This window comes from Roseibium sp. MMSF_3544 (genome assembly GCF_030732845.1).
GTDB lineage: Bacteria > Pseudomonadota > Alphaproteobacteria > Rhizobiales > Stappiaceae > Roseibium.
On sequence record NZ_JASHKA010000003.1, the window covers coordinates 369,452 to 388,700 of the forward strand.

At 57.7% G+C, this 19,249-nt stretch carries 11 protein-coding genes and 1 tRNA gene; 9 read left to right on the forward strand and 3 right to left on the reverse strand.

Annotated elements, in window-relative coordinates; translation table 11 throughout:
• Positions 1 to 34: 34 nt before the first annotated feature.
• On the reverse strand, positions 35 to 2,122 hold the full coding sequence (locus tag RBB47_RS06435; protein WP_305984925.1) for a bifunctional diguanylate cyclase/phosphodiesterase: 2,088 nt from the start codon (positions 2,120 to 2,122) through the stop codon (positions 35 to 37).
• 327 nt (positions 2,123 to 2,449) lie between these two features.
• Between RBB47_RS06435 and RBB47_RS06440 the strand changes: the two genes are divergently transcribed.
• Positions 2,450 to 2,866 (forward strand): septal ring lytic transglycosylase RlpA family protein, encoded by a 417-nt coding sequence (locus tag RBB47_RS06440; protein ID WP_305984926.1) that lies wholly within the window; start codon positions 2,450 to 2,452, stop codon positions 2,864 to 2,866.
• Positions 2,867 to 3,232: 366 nt separating this feature from the next.
• On the opposite strand, the gene RBB47_RS06445 is transcribed toward RBB47_RS06440, so the two are convergent.
• Positions 3,233 to 4,789: a cryptochrome/photolyase family protein gene (locus tag RBB47_RS06445; RefSeq protein WP_305984927.1), complete on the reverse strand. Its 1,557-nt coding sequence runs from the start codon at positions 4,787 to 4,789 to the stop codon at positions 3,233 to 3,235.
• A 297-nt stretch (positions 4,790 to 5,086) separates the two neighbouring features.
• Between RBB47_RS06445 and RBB47_RS06450 the strand changes: the two genes are divergently transcribed.
• The 7 genes from RBB47_RS06450 (at position 5,087) to RBB47_RS06480 (ending at position 13,717) form a co-directional block, all read left to right on the forward strand.
• Positions 5,087 to 5,163, forward strand: a tRNA-Arg gene (locus RBB47_RS06450).
• Between the two features lie 354 nt (positions 5,164 to 5,517).
• Positions 5,518 to 6,432: a hypothetical protein gene (locus RBB47_RS06455; RefSeq protein WP_305984928.1), complete on the forward strand. Its 915-nt coding sequence runs from the start codon at positions 5,518 to 5,520 to the stop codon at positions 6,430 to 6,432.
• Positions 6,433 to 6,526: 94 nt separating this feature from the next.
• The gene (locus RBB47_RS06460; RefSeq protein ID WP_305984929.1) at positions 6,527 to 9,610 is read left to right on the forward strand and encodes a DUF2169 domain-containing protein; all 3,084 of its coding nucleotides are present in this window, start codon (positions 6,527 to 6,529) and stop codon (positions 9,608 to 9,610) included.
• A complete protein-coding gene (locus RBB47_RS06465; RefSeq protein ID WP_305984930.1) occupies positions 9,603 to 10,724 on the forward strand; it encodes a pentapeptide repeat-containing protein in 1,122 nt (373 codons plus the stop codon). The genes RBB47_RS06460 and RBB47_RS06465 overlap by 8 nt, the downstream gene beginning before the upstream one ends.
• A complete protein-coding gene (locus tag RBB47_RS06470; RefSeq protein ID WP_305984931.1) occupies positions 10,724 to 11,128 on the forward strand; it encodes a PAAR-like domain-containing protein in 405 nt (134 codons plus the stop codon). Before RBB47_RS06465 ends, RBB47_RS06470 begins: the two co-directional genes overlap by 1 nt.
• A gap of 76 nt (positions 11,129 to 11,204) precedes the next feature.
• Positions 11,205 to 11,846 (forward strand): DUF3540 domain-containing protein, encoded by a 642-nt coding sequence (locus RBB47_RS06475; RefSeq protein WP_305984932.1) that lies wholly within the window; start codon positions 11,205 to 11,207, stop codon positions 11,844 to 11,846.
• A gap of 11 nt (positions 11,847 to 11,857) precedes the next feature.
• Positions 11,858 to 13,717 (forward strand): tetratricopeptide repeat protein, encoded by a 1,860-nt coding sequence (locus tag RBB47_RS06480; protein ID WP_305984933.1) that lies wholly within the window; start codon positions 11,858 to 11,860, stop codon positions 13,715 to 13,717.
• 18 nt (positions 13,718 to 13,735) lie between these two features.
• Here RBB47_RS06480 and RBB47_RS06485 read toward each other — a convergent pair whose 3' ends face one another.
• Entirely contained in the window at positions 13,736 to 16,519 is a 2,784-nt protein-coding gene (locus RBB47_RS06485; RefSeq protein WP_305984934.1) for a VWA domain-containing protein, read from the reverse strand.
• Positions 16,520 to 16,897: 378 nt separating this feature from the next.
• Here RBB47_RS06485 and RBB47_RS06490 point away from each other — a divergent pair, with 378 nt between their 5' ends.
• Positions 16,898 to 19,222 (forward strand): hypothetical protein, encoded by a 2,325-nt coding sequence (locus tag RBB47_RS06490; protein WP_305984935.1) that lies wholly within the window; start codon positions 16,898 to 16,900, stop codon positions 19,220 to 19,222.
• Positions 19,223 to 19,249: the final 27 nt, after the last annotated feature.

Consider the following 19,249-nt stretch of genomic DNA (forward strand, 5'->3'; position numbering starts at 1 on the left):
TGGGTACGGCAGAAATGTCGCCCCGACGGTCCTCTCAACTCCTGACGTCGGACCACGGTGCTGGTCTGCCGAAGTGAAAGCCTTGCGCGGCTTCAATATCCAGTGACCGCAACAGCTCGGCCTCCACCGGGGTTTCGATGTGCTTGGCAATCACCTTGATGCCGAGGTCGCGGGCCGCGGACAGGAGACCGTTCAGGATCGCCGCCTTGGCAGGATCGTGAATCACCTGCTGCGTCAGGCCCGATTCCAGCTTGAGCCATTCAACCCTCATGCCTGTCAGGCGCGAGAGCACTGGCCAGTGGCCAGCAAAATCATCGATAGCGGTCTGACATCCGAAATCCCTGACAAACCTGAAGAAGGATTCTACCGTCGCCGGTTCGCGCAGGAAGTCCTTTTCAGCAATCTCCAGGCACAGTTTGGATGCCAGCAGCGGATTGACAGACAACCGGTGATGAAGACTGTCACGGAAATTGGGATCGCGGGCCGATTCTGCCGAAACATTCATCGTCAGCAGCGATCTCGTGGCCTGTCGCTCGGCGGCATCCAGAACCCTGTCGAGCGTCCAGGCATCAACCTGTGCAATGAAACCCGACCGCTCTGCTGCAGAAATCCAGGCGCGCGATGACATTCCCTTGGCCCGGTCTCCCTGCAGCCTCAGCAGAATTTCTGCGCCGCAGACCTCACCCGACCTGAGCGACACGATCGGCATCGAATAAAGCGTCAGCTCCTTGCCGCAGAAGCTCTCCGGCTCCGGAACGCTTTGCGTTTCGCCGCCGACGGACGGGCAGTCTTCGGCCTTGACCCCATGGAGCTGGATGGACCGGCCGCCGATCCGCTTGCCGCGCAGGCAGGCATGATCGGCCAGGCCAAGTAGCGTGGCCGCATCCGTATCTTTCAAGGCAATGCTCTGATCCAGGAAGGCGACACCAACTGATCCGCTGATCGTGAAAACACGGTCCTTTATCTCCAGTCTGATCCCGGCGAAACCCTCAAGTATTTTTTCCGCGAATTCGAGCGCGGCCGCCTCGCTGTTGACCGGCATCATCGCCGCGAACTCGTCTCCGCCTATTCTGGCGACGGTACCGAATTCACCAAGCGTGAGTGTCAAACAGGCGGCGACCCGCAGGAGCATATCGTCACCCGCGTCGTGCCCGCCGAGATCGTTGACCTTTTTGAACTCGTCAAGGTCGATGTAGTAGACGGCAAGGCCCGCGTTCTGGTCGCTCGACATGCGGTCCAGCTCGCGGCGGAGCGACCTCGTGAACGCCCTGCGGTTTTCCAGCCCGGTGAGCGGGTCCTGGTATGCCAGGCGCCGGTTTTCGGCGATTTCGTAAGGGCTATCGACGTTCCGGCGAATGATTGCCATAATCGAACCCGCCCCGGTTTCGCCCGCCATCGGGACCAACCGGATCTCGCATGTCGTCTGCCTGACCAGGTTCAGGCCGAGGTCCTTGCTGCGCGTTTCTGGGACATGCAGGACCTGCGGCAGGTTCCCGACAATCTCGTTGAGACGTTCAACCAGATGACCTGCGTCGTAGGAACTGCCCACCGAGTCCAGAAGTCTGACGGCGATGCTTTCAACAGTCTCTGCCGCTTCAAAAACCAGAATGTCATCCGGGAAGTGTTCCAGAACGCCCACGTCCAGCCGCGTTCGTTGACGTCCGGACAGATTGGCGTCCGCCAAGGTGTGCCGGGCAGCCGCATTTGCGTCGACCTCACCGGTCTCGAACTGGACGAGAACGGCTTCGCTTTCCTGTTTCAAAAAGACATGCGATGCACAGGCCATGTGCTGGCAGAACGTGTCGCCCGATGACAGACTGACAGCGCCGCTGACCTCTGCCGGCAGACCGTTAAAGGCCGCTGACAATACCAGCTCGCACCGTTTCCAGCTTTCCGTTGACAATAGCGATTTCAGATCCGCCGGAACGCTACCAATGCCGTGGTGCTCACAAGCTGCCACAAACTGGGTGTTGTGAAGCAGAATTCCGCCGTCACGTGCGATATATGCGGCAGCAAACGGAAGCACTTCCAGCAGGGACGCATGAAATGCCGTAAGCGTATTGCTCTCCGCACGACCGGGTTTTTCCCGCCGGTCACGTTCCAACCGTTGCCCGATTTGCACCAGACCGCCCTTTCAAAACAATCAATTTGATTGACGCAAACTCAAATACACTGCGTCGCCCCTTGGAAATTATTACCACAGAATAAACGCTAAATTGGCTTCAGCAAAACAACTCACAACTCTTAAAAAGATTAAGGTTAATGCGAAATTTACTAATTATTTTCAAATTTAATTCAAATGTAATTTTCTCTCTACTCAGATTCTTTTAAAATTTATCTCTTGCCTTATTTTGATCATTTACGTGCCGTAAGGGCAGCCCGCTGTTTTTGGGGCGGCCGGGCAAAGAGCAGTGATCCGGGCCCCAGCGACACCTTCAAGGGGTTCGTGATGAAAGATGTTTTTTGTATTCCCGCCTATCGGTTGAGTGTCTTGGGCATTGCCGCATTTCTATCTATGGGTGCAACGGCAATGGCCAAAGAAGACCCGTTTCAACAATGCGGAAAAGCGTCCTGGTACAAACTCGGCGGCAAGACGGCGAGCGGTGAGCGCGCCAATCCGCAAGGGATGACGGCCGCGCACAGGACGTTGCCTTTCGGCACTCTTGTGGACGTTACCAATCTCTCAAACGGCAAGACCGTGACCGTCCGGATCAATGACCGCGGCCCCTTTTCCAAAGGCCGCGTGATCGATGTGACATTGGCCGCTGCCAGGGAGCTTGGCTTCGTAAACAAGGGCATTACACGGGTCCGCGTCAGCAGCGCGGATGCCGGCGGTGGAAACAAACACTCGCAAAAGTGTCAGTGACCTTTTCGCATCGCTGCTCGGTCATGACAGCAACAGGCCTGCCGGGATCATTGGGGAACCCGGCCAATATCCTGATTCCAATAGAATAAATTCAAGCGGCATTAGTTTCATGATCGACTCAGTATGAATAACGATCAGTCGCATTACAGTGAATCAAAAAATAAAATATTTTACGGTAATGACTTTCGTAGGAGATGCCGTTAATGTTGCCGCCGTGGTCGATGGGGCCACGTGCACAGTAACTTTATTCGCGCAGTCTTCGGGCTGCGCGTTTTTTTTAGCTGGCGAATAACTTGCCTCCGTTCATCAGACATTGCTGTATCTGACAAGGAGATGCGCAGTGCACCTTGGAAGCAGCGCAGGCGCTCAGACCATTTGTCCGCTATCCAGTCGCTCAAGAAAGCTGGCAGCGCTTTCCAGGAGAGATTGTCTCTTGTCCTCGTCCATGCGCGACCAGGTTGCGTAGATCTGGTTTAACCTTGGGTTGCCTTTCAGCACGCGTTCGTTCCGATCAAGGAAATTCCAGTAAAGTGCATTGAAGGGGCAGGCACCCGGCCCTGCCTTCTGGCGCACGTCATACTGGCAGTGTCCGCAATAGTCGGACATCTTGTTTATGTAGTTGCCGCTGGACACATAGGGCTTGGATGCCAGCAATCCGCCATCAGCGAACTGGCTCATGCCGATCGTGTTCGGCATTTCCACCCATTCATAGGCATCGGCATAGACCGCCAGGTACCATTCGTGAACTTCATGCGGATCGATGCCTGCAAGCAGAGCGAAATTGCCCGTCACCATCAGGCGCTGAATGTGATGGGCATAGGCTTCGTCCAGCGTCTCGCCGATCGCTTCGGCCATGCAATTCATATGCGTTTGGCCGGTCCAGTAGAAATCCGGTAGCGTCCGGTCGGCGCCCAATGCGTTGGAGGCCGCGTAGTCGGGCATCTTGAACCAATAGAGGCCGCGCACATATTCCCGCCAGCCGAGGATCTGACGGATGAAGCCCTCGGCCGCATTCAGCGGCACCTTGCCGTCCAGAAAGGCGACCTCGACTTTGCGGCACAAAACCATCGGATCGAGCAGACCGGCATTCAGATATGCGGACGTGACCGCGTGAAACAGGAATTTTTGTCCCTGCAACATGGCGTCCTGGTAAGTCCCGAAATCAGCCAGGGCGTTTGTCAAAAACCCATCAAAGGCGTCTTCCGCCTGCGCACTGGTCACGGCAAACCAGAACGGCTCGAGCTGACCCGGATGATCGGCGAACCTGTCTCCGACAAGCTGCAACACCTCCTGCGTTATCGGATCAGGTTTGAACCTTGAAGGTTCGGGCATGAAGAGATCGTTCTTGGCAGGTTTCCGATTGTCCGCGTCGAAATTCCACTTGCCCCCGATAGGCTTTTCCCCGTCCATCAGAAGCCCGGTTTTCAACCGCATTTCCCGGTAGAAATACTCCATGCGCAACTGCCGGCGTCCGGCCGCCCAGCTTCGAAACCCGGCCGTTGAACAGATGAAGCGGGTGTCCTCCAGGATCTCCACTGGAACGGCAAACCCGTTCTGCCAGGATTGCATGTCGTCCAGCACGCGCCATTCACCCGGTTCCGTCACCAATATGCGCTTGGGCGCATGCCGCTGAACGGCGCGGGCAAGTTCGCCTTGAAAACTGCCAGTGTTTCCCGCGTCATCGAGCCTGACGTAATCGACGGTCCAACCGGCGGCTTGAAGCTCGCTCGCAAAATGGCGCATGGCGGACAGTAGGAAGGCGATCTTCTTCTTGTGGTGCGGCACATATTTGGTCTCCTCCCGGACCTCGACCATCAGGACGACGTCCTCCTGCCAGTCCGCTCGGCGGAGACTTGAAAGGCTTGGTGTGAGCTGATCTCCAAGGATCAGAACAAGATTGCGGCAGCCGGATGGATTGCTCATATGGCCCTTTATTGATTGTGCTGTCGGGCCCTATACGCGGAGGGATGGGCTCCCTATCACCGGCTGCGGCATTTTTTCTGCCCGGCCCGCCGCGCAACTCGCCCGCGATGGTCCGGCCATCCCGGACTGGCTCCGACGCAACCCTTGGCGGCACAGACAAAGAAACGCACAGACGAGACATCAGCGCTTGGCCGCTTCCGCAATCTTGTCCAAAGGTGCAGAAAGCCATTGCCCGGACGAGCCGGATCTAGTATCAGACCCCTCTATCCGCCGCTTTCCTTAGAAGCGGCCTGACACGCACCCGTAGCTCAGCTGGATAGAGCGCTGCCCTCCGAAGGCAGAGGTCAGAGGTTCGAATCCTCTCGGGTGCGCCAGATCTTCCTAAATCCGGTTCCACACGCAGAAAACGCCTGCGCTGACGCCACGACATCAAAAAAAAGCCACAAAATTCACACAACCGGACCGGGGCGCTTTCCTGCGTGTAAACCACGGTAGACGCTCCGTTAGTTTTGCTTTGTTCTCCAAGCGTACCGGCAACGCGCTTCGTTGAAACTTCCCCGACGCGATTGAATTTTGGCGTTGGCGTGATTAAGTCGAACATCACAACTTTATGACGATGCCGTTGTTTGCGTCACAAGTCATAACCGGCTCGAAAGGTTAATGAATTTCGTACCGATTGACTTGTGTCTCACGAGCAAAACCAAGAACAAGACTTCTGGAGAACAATAATGGCCCGGAACCCTCGTCGAAACTCGGTGTGTGCAAGGCGGACCCTTTTTTACCTTGTACCGTCGAACAGCAATTCCGAAACAACCGACAACATCGGTACGCTCCTGCGCCTTGGCGAATATTCCGATGTCGAGCAACGGGCCTTCGAAAACCGGCATCACGACGAGATCTTTCCCGAACAGCACATCAACGACGAAGAGGACGACACCTCCGTCTACACCAACGCTGCCGGCGGCTCCCAGGGGATCATGATGTCCTGCGACGGCCGCATCCTGATCAAATCAGCCGAGCGCATGTATCTGGAGACAGGGAACTACCACCAGAAAACCGACGGCAATTACACGCTCGACGTTGACGGTGACCTGACCGCCGTCGTTGAGGACAAGATCGATATCAGCACGGAAAAAGGCGACATAAACATCACCAGTGCGAGCAAATTGAAGGTCTCGGCCCAGAAGGAAGAACGAACGCTTCACGACAAGTCAGAGCACACTTACAAGAAAACTCACAAGGTCAAATACAAAGACTGCTACTTCAGCGACAAGTTTGGATATGATCAAAACGCCGTTTACGGCTTCAGCTCGCTCTCTTATTACGGCGGCATCATGGAGTCGGTCTATGGCGTGCGCATGCAATTCGATAAATTCAACTTCTTCAGCGACTGGGTCTGCCTGAACTGGAAAGGAACCCAGATCGACCTGAAGGGGATTGTCATGAAAAAACTGACCGCCAAGTTCGGGTCGACCGACTGTTCGGCCGAGCTGGAAGAATTGAGCGTTCACTTCAAGGGATTGCAGGCCGGCGCAAAACGCCTGGAAGCCCAGCGCAAGGAGCTCGCCGTCAAGAGCGGTCAGGTCGATCTGCAAAACAACCAGATGGGCGCAAGGCTCGTCGGTATCGAGTGCGTCGTCTGACCCTCGCGAATGTTCCAGGCCAAGCTCGCAGTGAACTGAAGAAACACGTCCGGGCCGCTTTCGACAGATCGGTCCCAATAAGGAAAAAACGCCCTTGCCCGCGATCATCAAACCGTCCCGGGTTTCCGTAGCGCACCAGAGTGAACTGACGCGGGACGGCGCATTGACCACGGTCTCCGCCTACGTCCTCGTTGATCTGTCCGACACAGGCCGCCTGCTGACCGAGCAGGCGCTGTGGCCGATGGTGGCGGACCAGATGCCCAACGGGGCGGTGTTCGACAAGGGGCAACTCAAGCCGAAAGCTGAGCTGATCGTGGCCGGCAGCGCTCTGTCTCCCACCGAAGATCCCGTCGAAAGCATCCACGTTTCCGTCCGCTTCGGCGCTTTTCAAAAGCAGGTGCGCGTCTTCGGCGACCGCTACTGGGTACTGACTGATAAGGGCGTGCAGATGAGCCGGCCCGTCCCGTTTCAGGCCATGCCGATCGGAGATGTGCAGGCGTTTGGCGGCAAGGGTTCCACCGCCAATCCACGCGGCAAGGGCCTCGCCGCCGGGGCCATTCTGGACGCCGGATTTGATGCTCCGCTGCCGAATGTCGAGACACCGAGCCGCTTGATCAAGTCAATCAACGACCAGCCTCTTCCGGCCCATTTCGGTCCGCTGCCCCCTGACGACCCGTCAAGGCTTGGATATCTGGGAACCTATGATCAGCATTGGATCGATCATGTCTCGCCGCTAAAACCGGACGATTTCAATCCGCTCTATCATTGCGACGCGCCGCCGGATCAGCGTTTTGACGGTTTCTTCGAAGGTGGTGAAAGCTTCTCGGTAAAGGGGATGTCGAGAGGTCCTGACAGTATCAGCGGCACACTTCCCCGCCTGACCGCCCGATGCTTCTACCAGCTTGGAAACAGCGACGGTCTTGTCGAGACAGCCATGCGCTGCGACACGGTCACCTTGTTCCCCAACGTTCGCAAGGCAACTCTTGCCTTTCGCGGGCTCATCAAGGGCCGGGACCGCTTTGCCGAAGACATCACCGCCGTCATGGTCGCGCTGGAAGACAAGGATACCGCGCCGCGCAAGCATGCTCACTACAGCGATGTTTTTCATAAACGCACATCGAAGGACGAGGCGCACAAACACGCGCTCTCCGATTTCCAGCTGATGCCGCAAGTCGATCCTGAAGTGATCGAGGCGAGACGGGAGGCCAAGCTGGAAAAGGCGGCTGCCGATCGCCAGAAGTTTCGTGACAACCAGGCCTGGGCGACACGCAAGATGCTGGAGGACGAGGGCCTGCCGGGCGACCTGTTGCCGCCGGTTCAAACCGATATTCTGGATGACCTTCCCCTGATTGCCCAGCCGACCGCGGAAGAAATAGAAAACGGCGATCTGGACATGGCCGAGTTGCTGGATGACATCCAGGCCGTGGAAGACGCGCTTCTGGAAAAGCGGGACAGGGAAATGGTCCGCGCGGAGCTGCAGCGCCGGGCGGTGCTGGCTATAGCGCCGCCCGGCCTTGTCACCCCCAACATGAAGACGCCAGTCGTTGATGAAGACCTGCTGGCCAAATACCCGGATGTCGAGCTTGAACCAGAGCTCGTGGAAGGGCTTCAAAGCGTGAGTGGCCAGCTCTCGTCGCTGCCTCAGCAGGAGCGACTGGAAAACCCCGGCAAACCAGCCGACGGAAACGCTTTCGACGCTGAAGACGCTCTTTCGGACGAAGACATTGAAAGCGCCTACCAAAAAGCCGCAGCGCGCGCGCTGAAACTGCCGGAAGGTAGTCTGCTGGCGGATTTCAGGGCCGCGCTTCAGGACATTGACCTCTCTGTACTCGACGATGTCTACGAAGACCCGGCGCAACCGGCAGGTCCCTCCAGCGATCCATTCGATCTGATGCTGGCGGAGCTGACGTCACAGGCCGACAAGCAGGACGCCGGCGGGTCTGCCTTTCCTTTGGATAAAAAGGGCAACCTGCTGGAGGCGCTGACGGAACGGGCTCAGGCGCTGGAACCGGCAGGATTCGAGCCTCCAACGGGTGAAGGCCCCACGGGCGCAGCGCGCTCGTTCATGGAAACGATCAGCGAGCAGCTCGAAAGTGCGGAGCAAACGGTCGACGAAAGCATGGCATTCGCCCGCCGGAACGCGCCTGCCCCCCTCTTTCCGATAGATGAATTGCCGCAACGTATACCGGTTAGACTCGGTGCACTGATCGCCGGCAAACTGGATGAGGGGCATAACTTCAAGGGTGCGGACCTGGCGGGAGCGGACCTGCGCGGTGTTGACTTCAGCGGTCTGGATCTTGGCGGAACCTATTTTGAAAAGGCCGACCTGACCGGTGCCCGCTTTGCCGGTGCGAATTTGAGCGGCGCCGTCTTTGCCGGCGCTCTGCTGGACGGTGCCGATTTTTCAGATACAGATCTGACAGAAGCCAATCTCAGCAAGGTCAGCGCGAAAAATCTGCGCCTTGACGGCGCCAGGCTGCAAGACCTGCTGATCTATCAATCCGATTTATCCGGCGCATCCGGCACCAGGGTGAATATGGAGAAAGTCCGTTTCATCGAAGCAACCCTGGACGGGCTGCAGCTGCGGCAAAGTCAGGTCACGGACTGCCAGTTCCTGTCGGGCAGCGCATCGGGTTTTACTGCCAGGAACTCAAGACTGCTCAGAACGATGTTCGTTATGTTGCCGATGACGGCCGCCGATCTGTCCGGCAGCGATCTGGAGCGCGTCGCGTTCATGGAGGTCCAGGCGCCAGGTGCGAATTGCAAAAACGGCAAGTGGCAGTCCGTCGGCTTCATGGGTGCATGTAATCTCGCCACCTCGCGCTTCGACGGTCTGAGTGCCACGGACAGTTCTTTCAACACGTCTGAAATGGCCGAGTGCTGTTTCCTGAGGGCGAAAGGCAATGGGTGTTTCTTCAACGCCTGTAATCTTCAGGCGAATGATTTTCGTCTGTCTTCGTTCCGCAACTCCCTGTTCGGACGTTCGAACTTCGAAGGAAGCGACTTTTTCGGCGCCAACTTCTTCATGGCGGCATTGACCGGCGCCAACCTGCAACATTGTTCAATGCGCGCGGCCAATCTCTATGCGGCCGATTTCCTGGAGGCCAAGCTGACGAGCTGCGATTTCACAGGGGCCAATCTCGGAATGACACTGATGGGGCAACCGGCCCATGCCTGACTTTCCGGACAAGAAACCAATCACGCTTGAAGACGTCATCGCGTTCCATGCCCATGAGCAACCGATCATGTTCAAGACCGCGTCCGGTGTCTCGTTTGCCGGCCTTAGTCTCAAAGGTGCCCGTTTCATCCAGTGCGACCTGTCCGGTTGCGATTTTTCCGGTGCGGATCTGTCCGAGGCGCAGGTCATTTCCTGTACGCTCAAAGACGCGGTGTTCAACGGCTGCAACCTGATAAACACGCAGCTGGTCGAATGCGATCTGTCCGGCGCTCAATTGAAGCAGACCCATACAGAGCGGCTCCAGGTCATTTCGGGTGATGCCAGCGAAACCTCATTCGCCGAGAGCACGTTCGACCAGGTGTCTTTCGCACAATCGATTCTGACCGACGCCGACTTCTCCGACTGCGGATTTTACCGGGTCGCGATCCTGGCTGCGGACCTCAAAGGCGCCCGGTTCAGAAATGCGGTGCTGTCAAACTTCATGCTGACAGATGCAGACCTCAGACCCGTGGACATTTCAGGTGCGTATATCGACGTTGCAGTCTTTGCGGACGCTGACCTCTCCGGTCTCGATCTGTCCGGGCAGTCCTGGCAGCATTGCACCTTCCAAAAGGGCGCCTTCAAGGGCACCAAAATGGATGGCGCGGAACTGGACTCCTCCGTGTTCGCCGAATGTGACTTCGAAGGCGCAAGCTTGCGGAACGTTTCGGCGAACATGACGGGTTTCACGAAGAGCCGCCTGGACGGTGTCGATCTGTCCGGCGGTCAGTACTCCATGGCAAATTTCGCCGGCGCCAGTCTGTCCGGTGCCCGATTCAACAAGTCACAAATGTTTTCGTCGGTGTTCATGGAAGCTGATTGCCGCGCCGCCCTGTTCGAGGACTGCGACCTGAGACAGGCGGAATTTTCCCACGCCGATCTCTCGGGTTCTTCATTTTCGACCAGCTCGTTTGATCATGCTAAGTTTCACGGTGCAAAAAACGACAAGGTTGTGATGCTCGGCACATCGGGAAGCCGAATAGAGACCGATACAGAACGTCTGCTCGCAGAACGCTACAGCCCCGACAAAGTCGCTCTCGACAGCGATACTCCGGCAAGAAGGGAGAAAATCTGATGCCGTTCGTCAATTCGCAGGGACCGCTCCCGGGAATGGACTTCGCAGTGCCGGACGTCTATCTGCAGACAACACCGGCAGGACCTGTCCCGGTTCCGCTGATGTCGATGGGCTACCGCGCAACAGAGATCCCGACCTGTTTCCGGTCTCTGGTCATGTGCATGCCCGCTCACAACATGACCAACGTCGCACCGGTCACAATCAGTGGTCCCGGGCCCGGCGTCGCCTCCGGGATGGTCTGTTCCAACAGCCGCAACATCAAGGGTTCCACCAAGCTGTTCCTGCAATGCATGCCGGCAACCCGTTCCCTGATGGACCCGACCGCACAAAATGGGCTGTCGCCGAATTCCATCGGCACGACACTGGCGCCCTCACAATTTCGACTTATTAACCCGAGTGGCTGAACCGCGGACGGTTTCAAAGACACCTCCATGCGAGAGACCGAAACGGTCGCCACACCCGTCAGAAAGTGAACCGCTCATGACCAAAAAAACAGTGCAGCAAGCGGACGCAAAACTTCAGACTGTTTACAACGCCGGCGTTATCGGCGCCGGACTGGAGACCGGTGCGGTCAAGGCACTGGTGACGGAGCGCGAAGCGATGATCACGCTCTCCAGCGGAGAGCAGATACACGCCGTCCAATCCGCCAGCTGCCTGCTCGCTCCGGTGATCGAGGACACGGTGCTCGTCTATCGCGGCCCGGAGCAATCCTTCATTCTTTCGGTCCTGACCAGAACCGCGTCGGTCACCGCGGAAATCGGTGTCCCGGATGCAAAAGACATTGCGATGAAGGCGAAGGGCCGCCTGGCCTTGTCGGCCCCCGACGTCAACGTCAGCGCGCGCCGGATGACTGTGGTCGCGGAGAACCTGATGCAGTCAGGCAAACAGCTCGTCAGCAACTTTGGCCACGCGCTCGGAACGTACGCGGACAAGATCGTGAACGCACGCACGATCACGACAACCGCACAAAGCCGAAGCAGCTCGGTGAAGGAAACCGAAACCCTGAAGGCAGGCATTCTGGTGCAGAGCATTGACAGCGTCGCAACTCAGAACAGCGAGATTTCGATGATTACCGCCGAGGAAGATGTCCGCCTGGATGCAAAACGCGTCAGCGTCGGCTGAGCGGACGAGCCATGCTATTCGTGGAAGACAGGCTGCAGGCAGCCAGAGACCATGCGGCGGCCGGACGGCATGACAACGCCGCGCTGTTGCTCGAGAGCATTCTTGATGTATCCCCAGGTCACTCGGAAGCGCTAACCGGTCTCATCGAGGCACGGCTCGCGATCGGAGACATCGCAGCCGCCCGCGCCGCTTTGGACAAGGCGACACCCGCAAGCGAACAAAACCCGGGTTTCCTGACGCTGGCGGCGAAGGTTTCCCTCCTGAGTGAGAATGAAACCGGTGCCGAGCGCCTCGTTGACCGCGCGCTGGCGGTGGATCCCTTTCACGTGCAAGCTGCCCTGCTGAAGGCCGAGTTTCTGGCGCGCTCCGGCGCTCTTGCCGATGTCGAAGATCTTCTGAACGAGGTTCGCGCGCGTAGCGAAAACCACGACGTTTTGCACCGGATCGCGAGCCTTTATTTCAGCCACGGCTTGTTCGGTCCCGCTCTGGCGATTTCCCAGCAGGCGCTTGGGTTGGCACCGGAGGATGCGCACATTAATGCGCTTGTCGGACAGGTGCTGTCCGCCCTGGGCGATCATGGCAAGGCAGAACCGTTTCTCGAAACGGCGCACTTGAAGGATCCCGCAAATCCGAAATTCCTGATTTCGATCGCAACCAACTCGGCTGCGACCGGCCAGATGTCCGAAGCGATGCGATACGCGGAGCGGGCCAAAACACTTTACCCCGACCTGATGCCGGCCTGGCTGTGTTACATCAAGATAAAGTCGGACTGCGGCCAAGCTGTCGAAGCGCTGAAAGAATTCGCACCGGTGGCCAAAGGCGCAAAAGACCGGATGGAGGCCACGCTCACGCTGGGAACCGCATATCGTCTGGCTGGTGAACCGGAAAAAACGCTGCAATTGCTGGAGCCGTTGCTCGCCAACGCGGACCACCTGGAAAGCCCTCTGAGGGCGCAACTTACAAGCATTCTCAAGGAAGCCTACCTGTTGACCGGTCAGCTCGACAGATTGCCGGCGATCCTTGAAAAACCGCTCGTGGCCAGTCTGCAGATCTCAGATGGCGAAGCCTATGACCACAAGGATCTGGCAAACGGTTTTACCTCTGCCGCATTGATCATAGACCCGGCCTTGAGCAACCTTGAGTTCATGGTCATGGCGCGCTTCCTGGGCGAGCCCGCGCGCAGCCGCGACGCTCCGCTGATAGGACCATCGGCCCGCTCAGAGCTGGCACAGCTCTTCGGCCACCGGAGCTATATTGCGAATGACATCCCCGACGCTGTTGCGCCGCCGTCTGATGTGACCATTGCCGTCCCTGTCACACAGGTCCTCGCTCTGCCCGCCGTGATGCGGGGTGGGGAAACCGGAAAGGTTCCCTATCTGCCGGTTCGCGAAGATCTGCTTGAGCGCTGGCGCGAGGCCCTTTCAGAATTTCCCAGACCCTGGATCGGTCTTGCCTGGAACGAGTCTCCAGCCGGCCTGACCCTCGATGGTTTACTGTCGGTGCTGCCCGAACTTTCGGGAACACGGGTGAGCGCGATCTGGGACCACAGCCGGACGCAGCTTGACGGTCATCGCGGCATCATCGATGCCGGAAAACATGTCCGGCACATGCAGGACATGGCTGCCCTGATCCACGCTTTGGACTTTGTTGTCGGACCTGACGGAATTGTGCTTCATGCCGCTGGGGCCGCTGATACGCCGGGCATCGCGCTCATTCCCCACATTGCCCCATGGTACTGGTACAGCGAAGAGAACCGGAGCCTTTGGTATCCGAGCCTGAACGTGATCCGCGCTCCACGTGCCGGGCACTGGGCAACCCTTTTACCCGAAATGGCGGGTGAGCTCGAAGCGCGGATCAAAAGCCGTCTTTGACGACCGGGGACACCGGGCTCAATCGAGCCCGGTGACCGACAATGTGCGGGTTCCCATGATCTGCCTGTCACTGCCGTTGATGTAACGGATCACATAGCTGCCAGGCGCACTGGGCACGCGGACCTCCACCGGATTGCCACGGTTCACGAACGTATAGGACAGGTAACCGTTGCCGTTCGGCAGGCCCGGAGGCGCAATGTCAATCCAGTCGGACTGGTGTCCCGGTCCTTCCCAGGCGACTTCAAGGGTCTCACCGGCCTTGATCTCATCGACAGCGTTCAGGCTGATGCCGCCGTCGCCGACGACGAGCTGCCGCTTGCCCATGATCTGCCGGTCACTGCCGTTGATGTAGCGGAGCTCGTAGGTGCCCGGTGCACTGGGAGCCCGCACGGTCAGTGGATTGCCGCGGTTCACAAACGTATAGGACAGGTAGCCGTTGCCGTTCGGCAGGTCCGGCGGCGCAATGTCGATCCAGTCGGACTTGTTTCCGGGACCTTCCCAGGCAACCTCCAGCGTCTCACCGGCTTTCACCGCATCAAGTGCGTTCAACTTGATACCGCCGTCACCGACGACAAGCTGCCTGGTCGCCATGATCTGCCTGTCACTGCCGTTGATGTAACGGATATCATAGGTGCCTGGTTCACTCGGTGCCCTCACTGTCAGTGGATTGCCGGCGTTCACGAAGGTGTAGGACAGATAGCCGTTGCCGTTGGGCAAACCCTGGGGCGCGATATCGATCCAGTCCGACTTGTTCCCGGGGCCTTCCCAGGCAATCTCCACAGTTTCACCGGCCTTTACCGTGTCGAGCGCATTCAGGCTAAGGCCGCCCTCGCCAACGACAAGCGTTTTGGTCCCCATGATCTGGCGGTCACTGCCGTTGATGTAACGAAGCTCGTAAGTGCCCGGTGCACTGGGAGCCCGCACTGTCAGTGGATTGCCGGCGTTCACAAAGGTGTAGGACAGGTAGCCATTGCCGTTCGGCAGGTCCGGTGGCGCAATGTCGATCCAGTCGGACTTGTGTCCTGGTCCTTCCCAGGCAACTTCGACGGTTTCACCGGCCTGCACCGTATCGAGCGCATTTAGGCTGATGCCGCCATCGCCAACGACAAGCGTTTTGGTCCCCATGATCTGGCGGTCGCTGCCGTTGATATAACGGATCTCGTAAGTGCCAGGAGCACTCGGGGCCCGCACTGTCAGTGGATTGCCAGAATTCACAAACGTGTAGGACAGGTAGCCGTTGCCGTTCGGCAGGCCCGGTGGCGCAATGTCGATCCAGTCGACCTTGATCCCGGGGCCCGTCCAGGCGACTTCGAGGGTCTCTCCGGCTTTAACCGTGTCGAGTGCGTTCAGACTGATGCCGCCGTCACCGACGACAAGCTTCCGGCTGCCCATGATCTGGCGGTCACTTCCGTTGATGTAACGAAGCTCGTAGACGCCTGGCTTGCTGGGCGCACGCACCATCAGCGGATTGCCGGAATTCACAAACGTGTAGGACAGGTACCCGTTTCCGTTCGGCAGGTCCGGCGGCGCAATGTCGATCCAGTCATTTGCCCCTCCGGGCCCTTCCCATGCAACTTCGAGCATATGCCCGGCAGGAATCTCGTCGAGCGCATTCATCCGCGCGCCCGGCGCAGGTTTCCCGACTGTAATCTTGCGAGTTGCCAGCAGTTTTCCGAACTGAGCCGAATAGTAACGAAGCTCGTAAGGGCCTTGCGTATCCGGAGCGGTCATGGTGACCACGGGCCCCGCTGAAACGTCGACGGTCTGTACATAACTTGACCCTGGTACCGAACCCGGCCGGGCCAGTTGGATCTGATCCTGCGCGGCTGCCGGTCCGGTCCAGCTGACCGAAAACGTCTCGAGCGCCGGAACCGTGTCCTGCGCCTGGATGGTCGCGTCCGGCAACTGCGCTTCAAGTGCAATGCGGAACGGAGAATTGCGAACATCGCCAATCTCGATCGTCGTTGCGCCCTTGTAGGGTCCGGCCACTGCCTCGACCCGATAACTGCCGCTTGGGACATCCGCAACGTCGAGTGCTTCGGAGCTGCTCGCCGTATTGATTGCAACGTTGCCGCCGCTGATTGACCAGGTGACCGGCCCTGGAACCGGATTTCCTTGCGCCGCATCGACTGCGATGAAGGTCGCCGGGTTGAGTGCGGCAACCTGTTCGAATGCAGTGGAAAGCTCCTCTGCATTGCTCGCGGTCACAAAGAGACCACCCGTGTTCTCGGCAATGCAGCTCAGCTGGGCGCGTTCCTCGGGCTCAGCAACGTCGAAGCCGATCACATGAGCGGTGAAGTCGACGCCCAACCCTTCAAGTTCCCGCGAGACGGCACACGGGTCCAGGTCGCACGTCTCAAGGCCATCGCTCAGCAAGATGACGGTGGCCTTTTCTTCGGTGAACCGTAGCTCTTCGGCGGCCATCCTGACTGCCGCCGTCAGGGGCGTTTTGCCCTTCGGCGAGACGCTGTCGAGCGCGGCGGAAAACTGGCCAACGTCGAGCGGCTTGGGCGGGATGAGCACTTCGATGTCACCACATGCACCTTTTTGCCGATGGCCATAGGCGATCAGCCCCATGTCAACATCACGTTCGGCCCAGCCGGGAAGGGACTGTTTCATGACCTCGCGCGCGATCTCGATTTTCGTCTTGCCCCGAATCTGGCCCCACATGGAGCCGGAACCGTCAAACACAACAATTGCACGCTCGGCGGCCTGCACCGCCGTGGCCTTTGCCAGCATCAAAATCGGAAAGAGAACGGCCAAAATAGCCAGGGAGAGGTATCGGTTTATGTCACGCGACATTCTAAACCTCATAAATCAAAGCGGTAACAATATTAACGCGCAGCCACAGCACCAAGATGCGCGAGCGCGCAGCGGAAATTACTCGGCGGCATTATGCACACCAGACATCAAAGACACCAGTCAGAAAGAGGTGTCACGACGTAGCAAGAACGTAGTTAGCCAATAATTCTACCTATTAATGTGTTACACATCACTGTTTTTATTTTAGGTAATAAGTAAAAGTAATTTTTCTTCAAAAATGTGACGACAATCATATTTTGATTTCCAGTTGATTGCTATCTTACTTCTGAATAATTCATTTTCTTCGAGGTAATTGTCTTGTTCGTCAAATTTATTCGCATAAGTCTTTCGGCGTTTTGTCTGTCGACGACTGCCTCCTTGGCAAAAGCAGATTGCGGTCCGCTTCCTACGCTCGGCGAAGAGGAGATGAAGGCGCTGCCAACCGATGAGTGGCGCGCCTATAACCTGCGGAACTGGGAACAATTCATATGCCGCTGGACCGATTACTATGCCTCGGCCGAACGGTATCGACCGCCCGCCGACGCCGATTATGTGGACGCGGTGCTCAGTTCATTTCATGAATCCTATAGCGTTGTGAAAAACCGAAAGACCATTCCGCCGGTCGAACAGTATATGGCCCGTTTCCGGGAACCGGAGCGCATGAAACCGCTCGGGGAGCTTTTCACCTATTCCATGCTGGCGGGCGACCTTTATCGCGAGGACACGTGCCCCGTTCCCAAGCAGGGGAAATACTGCATCGAGAATTCGTTTCTCACGCAACTGGAAGCCACGGGCAAGGACGGGCGCGCCGAAGTCGCCCGCCTGGCACAGGAGTCCCGCATACCGCCGATCGATCCGTGGTTCCTGATCGGCAATGTCGCAGTCAGGCTTAGTCCCGAGGTTGAGCAGGAGCGCCGCGACCTGGTGAACAGGCAGCGCGAGGCAAAGGACGACTACGAGTACTTCAAGGCCAGACGCGACGCCTTGTCGGATGAACTCGCAAAGGCGATCAAAACGCGAAATGACAACGTGCGGAAACTCGGCGAAAAGCCAGCCAAACTTCTTGAGGAGATCGTCGAACTGGAGACGAAATCCAGACCCGATCCTGCACAAATCCAGTCAGGCAGTCGCTACCGCGATCTCACGGCGCAGATCAAGCACGCAGCCGAACGCCGCTCGACAATCAAGAGCCGCATCAAACACCTGAGGACCCATTACCCGGCGACGGACGGGTTCGCTCAAGATCGCATCGCTGATCTCAAAGCAGAAGCTGCGACGCTGAAGAAACGGGAGAGCCGGTGGGCAAGCGAACGCTCCGGTCTGTTTGCCCCCAAACTGACCAGTATCGAGCGCGATAAGCTCAAGAAACTTGCGGATGACTACAAGCTGGAACGTGACGACGCGACCAGGCGGATTGCCGTTGAGGACAAGCGGCTGGGCCGGGTCCGGACCCGTGGGGAGCGGGCCGAAGCGAATTTCAGAAACGCCGAAACGGCACTCGCGGATGCCGACGCGGCCCTGGCGCGCTGGCAACGTCCGAACATGGCAAAGATTGATCAGATCCTGACCGAGGACGCCGAAATCCTGGTCACGGGCGAGCGGGCAATGGACGATCTGGTCGCTCTGAACAAACTCATTTTCAAATTGGAGCGCGAGCAAATCGGCAAGAAGCGCACAATGCACAATGAGCAGAACAGCGTCGACGATGCCAAGTTCCGTCTGGAAAAAAGCACCAAGGATCTCATCAGTGCGGAGAGATGGTCGGTCGCAGCTCAATATGTCGTCGAAGCCGGATCATCTCTTCAGGATTTGTTTAAAGCCGCGTCTGCAGGCCCTTACGGCTTCCTGATTGAGGCTGCCCGCCAGGAAATCATGCTGGTTGCCATGCCACCGAGTTTCGTTACCACCGATGCCAAGGCCACACCGGCACCAGACTTAGACAAAAAAGCGATTTATGACTTACAGCCGATTGAGGTCATGGATTTCTCCAAATGGGGCGACAGGTTTGGAAAGCAGGCGCTTAAGCAGCTTGGGTCGCACCCTTTCAAGGCGGCGACCGAAGGACAGGCAAGGATCTGGAACAAGGCACAGATCGATGCGCTTCAAAGAGCGGCCATCAGTGGAATACCCGAAGTTGCAGATCACATTGCAAAACTCGAAAAGAGGGTTAGCGATGCGTCCGAAAAACTCGGCAAGATGAATCCGAAGAACATCAAGGATTTCACAAAGTTGGCAGGTAAGGACTTTGCCAAAGGCGTGGCGAAGTCGTTGATGAAAGAGCAAATCAAACAAACACTTTCCGACGTGATCGCCAAGCCGTCGTTCAATAACTACCTAAAGTCTCAAATGGCTTTCACATTGGCGCTCGTCAAATACCAGGCGGCCATTGACGACTATTGGCTTCACCAGGGCATGATTGACGGTCTGAGATCGGCGCGCGACCAGTTGCGGGGTCAGCTCGATCCTGACGACGGAACGGTCAAGAAGCAAAACGATCCGTTTTACGCCGACCCGCACTATTCCTTCCGCCTTGTGTTTGAAGATGGTGTCGATCCCAAGGACCTGCGGATCCGGGTTACCTTCGGCGATGTCGAGCTTGTCCGTGACGGTACCAATCCGGTCTGGGCGATGCCTGAAGATGCCCGGTCCCGCTATGGGCGCGATCTGCCGGAAGAATTGCCGCTCGTGCTTGAGTTTGAATGATGCAACGGCTTTGGACGCGGAGTTGTG

Bases quoted from the DNA above. Each gene is read 5' to 3' on its own strand.
- RBB47_RS06440 (WP_305984926.1), top strand. From the start codon at position 2,450: ATGAAAGATGTTTTTTGTATTCCCGCCTATCGGTTGAGTGTCTTGGGC.
- RBB47_RS06445 (WP_305984927.1), bottom strand. From the start codon at position 4,789: ATGAGCAATCCATCCGGCTGCCGCAATCTTGTTCTGATCCTTGGAGAT.
- RBB47_RS06455 (WP_305984928.1), top strand. From the start codon at position 5,518: ATGGCCCGGAACCCTCGTCGAAACTCGGTGTGTGCAAGGCGGACCCTT.
- RBB47_RS06465 (WP_305984930.1), top strand. From the start codon at position 9,603: ATGCCTGACTTTCCGGACAAGAAACCAATCACGCTTGAAGACGTCATC.
- RBB47_RS06470 (WP_305984931.1), top strand. From the start codon at position 10,724: ATGCCGTTCGTCAATTCGCAGGGACCGCTCCCGGGAATGGACTTCGCA.
- RBB47_RS06475 (WP_305984932.1), top strand. From the start codon at position 11,205: ATGACCAAAAAAACAGTGCAGCAAGCGGACGCAAAACTTCAGACTGTT.
- RBB47_RS06480 (WP_305984933.1), top strand. From the start codon at position 11,858: ATGCTATTCGTGGAAGACAGGCTGCAGGCAGCCAGAGACCATGCGGCG.
- RBB47_RS06485 (WP_305984934.1), bottom strand. From the start codon at position 16,519: ATGTCGCGTGACATAAACCGATACCTCTCCCTGGCTATTTTGGCCGTT.